Genomic DNA, 3,877 nt, shown 5'->3' on the forward strand with positions numbered 1-3,877 from the left:
ATACATATCATTGCCAAGCTGCTTTTTCAATATACTTCAGTTTTTGACGCTTACATTGCTCTAAAGAGAGTGAGCTTTTTTGTTTTTTCATTAAGTCGTCAGACTTTTTCTAAATAAGTCCTGTCCTACCATTTTTTGAGTTTCAGATAGATTATGATTTATCTTCATCTTCTAGCTATTCTATATAAATAATTAGTAGAATGAGGTATCTTATGCGTAAAGATGATGAAAAACACTATGATTATACAGATTATAGTGATGATCCAGCTAATAATTACTTCGATGAAAATGGCGATCCTATCCTCGAAAATATTAATGAGATTGATTATGCTGAACCGGAAGAAGAATATCATGAAACACGATCAAGTAATCGTAAAAAGCATCCCTTCTGGCATGGAGTTGGTCAAGTTATCAAATGGTTAATGATTTTATTTATGATTGGCATAGTTTCTGGTATTGGTGTTTTTGCCTATTACGCTAAAGACTCACCTACTATAACAACAAATAAAATGCAAAGCGGTGGATCATCTGCTCTTTATACAAATGACGGTAAATTACTTTTATCATTAGGCTCTGATAAACGTGCTTATCTTAGAAACGACAAAATACCACAACAATTAAAAGACGCAGTAGTCTCAGTTGAAGATAAACGTTTCTACTCTGAACCGCTAGGTATTGATCCCCTTAGAATTGCGGCATCGTTTATCAGTAATATTCGTGGCCATGACATTTCTGCCGGTGGATCAGGTATTACTCAACAGCTAGTTAAATTATCTGTTTTCTCAACAGATGCTAGTCAGCGTACTTTAAGACGTAAAGCACAAGAAGCTTGGCTTGCTATGCAAGTTACAAGACATTATTCAAAAGACCAAATTTTAGAGTTTTATATCAATAAAGTCTACATGGGATATAACAACTACGGAATAGGTACAGCATCGACTTATTACTTTGGTAAACCTATTTCAAAGATTGACCTAGCACAAACGGCACTTTTAGCAGGTTTGCTAAACGCCCCTACTTCATACGATCCTTACCTATATCCTAAAGCTGCTACTTACAGACGTAATATTGTTTTACAAGCAATGTTGAACAACAAGAAAATTACTCAAGAGCAGTATCAACAAGCAATTAATGAACCCATTCAAGATGGTTTACGACCACGACATAATAGTGACTCAGCTAACCAAACAAGAAAAATTGATGATCCTTATATCAAAGAAGTTGTAAACGAAGCACGAGCCAAAGGTTTTGATCCTTATACATCTAACCTAAAAATTACTATCAATATTGATCAAAAGGCTCAAAATAAATTATATGAACTTGCTAATTCTAAAGAGATCCCATTCACTGAAAATAAAATGCAGGTTGGTTCTACTATCGTTGATCCTAACACTGGCCATGTTGTTGCTATTATTGGCGGTCGGCATTTACCTGATAACGTTCAATTGGGGTTGAATCGGGCAGTACAGACCGGCAGATCTACAGGATCTAGTATTAAGCCTCTCTTGGATTATGCTCCTGCTATCCAATATTTGAACTGGTCTACCGCACAAACACTAGACGACACCCCATATGTTTACCAAGGTACAAGTATTCAACTGTACGACTGGGATAACCGCTATTTAGGGCCTATGACAATGCGATATGCATTAGAGCAATCTCGAAATGTACCTGCAGTTCGAACTTTGGAAGCCGTTGGCTTACAAAAAGCATCAAGCTCTGTTAAAAAGATGGGTATAAACATTGAGAAGAATCAGGGACTTTCAGTTGGTATCGGTGCTAACGCATCAAGTTTGCAATTAGCCGGTGCTTACAGTGCATTATCAAACAATGGTATCTATCATAAGCCTACCTTTATTTCTAAAATTGAAACTCCTGACGGAGTAGTTCGTAATTATGATGATCCAGGCACTCGTGTCATGAGAGCCGGTACAGCATATATGGTTACTGATATGCTAAAAGGTGTTATTACTCGTGGTTCAGGTACTCAAGCTCAAATCCGCAACTTATATCAAGCCGGTAAGACTGGTACAGTTAAGTATTCTGACGATGAGTTAAAGAACTACCCTAGCTATCGCAACACACCAAAAGACTCATGGTTTGTAGGTTATACTCGAAGCTATGTAATGAGTGTTTGGACAGGGTACGATAATCTTTCAGAAGGTAATATTAAAGGTAATGGACAGAATGCTGCTCAATTGCTTTATAAGAATATGATGAGCTACTTGATGGAAGATAGATCCAATCTGAACTGGGACAAGCCGGATGATGTCGTTAAAAGACAAATTGGACGTACTACTGAATTATATGTCAAAGGCCACGCTCCTAAAGTGCAAAAAGCAGAAAGAAAAGATTCTGTATCTCGTAGAGCTACTCGTGGTAACTCGAATAACGTAATCAATCAACCTAACAGTAATCAAAATCAATTACAACGTCATGTAATTGTTCGTAGAATTGGTGACAGATTATATTATTACTATTACTACACACGCAGATAGTTAGCTAAATATTAAAAAACATCCCTTTTGTGGTTTTCACCATTGAGGAATGCTTTTCTTTTAGGCTATTTTCGAAAGAAAAATTCTTTCTTCTCACTATCCAATCAAATAATTAAATTAATCATGTCCTACCATATCATCCACATATTGTTGTAGTTCATCTAAATATATATCACTGACATGATTAACAATTTTTCCATGCCTAGATTCAAAATCAAAATTTTGTAATTGCCACAGAACTACAAAACCTTTTACACCTTCACCATTACCACCTGGTATTAATATAGGCTTATATCTTGGATTATTTTCGTATTTACTTGAAGTAGTAATTGGCATTCCTATGAACATATGAGTCGCTTCATTATACTCATCAGTACTCATAACTACATAATGTCTTCGTATGTTTTTAGTTTTTGGATCATGTCCACCCATCTCATGTCCAGAATGCGGTTCTGCATCTGCTACAATTACATCGCCCTTTTTTGGAAAAATCATTAATCAATTACCTCTCGGCCAACCGGTTTTACTGACCGTAGTTCTGGATCTTCTTGAATATCTTTTTGGTAATCATAATCCTTCCAATCCTTTGTAGCAAAAATATTTTTCTTTTTCATAACAGGTGTGAATACTATTTTCATGCCATCATTTTTCACCGTGTATTCTGTACCTACAGTACTTATTTCTTTAGGCACTGTTAAGGTTTTGGAATTACCAACTTTTCTTAATTTTACAGTCATAATTTTTCGCCTCTTTCTTATATATACTAAGTGTATACAAAAGTGGCGATTTTTTCAATAAAAATTATTCCACAATAATAGCCACTATCTCTGTAGCATGTGGCATTATTACACGCCCACCAGTATTTAGCGGTATTCTATCGTTATGATTATGATATGCCACTAAGAACGTGTTAATCGAATCAGTTATTGGCATGTATCGTTTTGCCGAAGTTCCATCTCTTAACAAGAAACTGCTACATAACTTTTGTGACATTCTTCTATTTCCTACCATTTTGTTATAAGTAGTTTCAATTAAAGGTAAGTTTTGGCTTAAAACTGGCATTTGTTTAGCAAGAACATCTACAAAAGTACCTTCTTCTAGTGGCAGTCTAATCCAATCAGTTGTGATTTTCTGCTCAGTAGTTAGGTTAAGCATATTAAACCTAGTTTCTACGATGTTAGTTTCTCTATCTGTTCTTGTTTGTTGTGCAACTTGTATTTTCTTTGTAATACTTATGTAAGAGCGTTGCGGATGCATATAATAGTTAGTCATAATTCTCACCTTTCAAGTTTCAGTTTAATTAATAAAAAGAAAATAACTTTATGGCCGATTGTAAAATGAAGTTGGACACTATGTCCTAAATTAAAAAAGGTCATTTG

The 3,877-nt window shown here is 35.2% G+C and carries 4 protein-coding genes; 1 reads left to right on the forward strand and 3 read right to left on the reverse strand.

Annotation, left to right across the window (positions count from 1 at the left end; genetic code table 11):
• Nucleotides 1-299: 299 nt before the first annotated feature.
• Entirely contained in the window at nucleotides 300-2,498 is a 2,199-nt protein-coding gene (locus tag FC46_RS09520; RefSeq protein ID WP_412363391.1) for a transglycosylase domain-containing protein, read from the forward strand.
• A gap of 117 nt (nucleotides 2,499-2,615) precedes the next feature.
• On the opposite strand, the gene FC46_RS09525 is transcribed toward FC46_RS09520, so the two are convergent.
• The 3 genes from FC46_RS09525 to FC46_RS09535 form a co-directional block, all read right to left on the reverse strand.
• Nucleotides 2,616-2,993 (reverse strand): type II toxin-antitoxin system PemK/MazF family toxin, encoded by a 378-nt coding sequence (locus FC46_RS09525; protein ID WP_057800159.1) that lies wholly within the window; start codon nucleotides 2,991-2,993, stop codon nucleotides 2,616-2,618.
• Nucleotides 2,993-3,235, reverse strand: coding sequence for an AbrB/MazE/SpoVT family DNA-binding domain-containing protein (locus FC46_RS09530; protein ID WP_057800161.1), 243 nt, complete (start codon nucleotides 3,233-3,235; stop codon nucleotides 2,993-2,995). The genes FC46_RS09525 and FC46_RS09530 overlap by 1 nt, the downstream gene beginning before the upstream one ends.
• 64 nt (nucleotides 3,236-3,299) lie before the next feature.
• Nucleotides 3,300-3,653: a hypothetical protein gene (locus FC46_RS09535; protein WP_157046832.1), complete on the reverse strand. Its 354-nt coding sequence runs from the start codon at nucleotides 3,651-3,653 to the stop codon at nucleotides 3,300-3,302.
• Nucleotides 3,654-3,877: the final 224 nt, after the last annotated feature.

The sequence above is a fragment of the Lactobacillus kalixensis DSM 16043 genome, assembly GCF_001434335.1.
GTDB classification, from domain to species: domain Bacteria; phylum Bacillota; class Bacilli; order Lactobacillales; family Lactobacillaceae; genus Lactobacillus; species Lactobacillus kalixensis.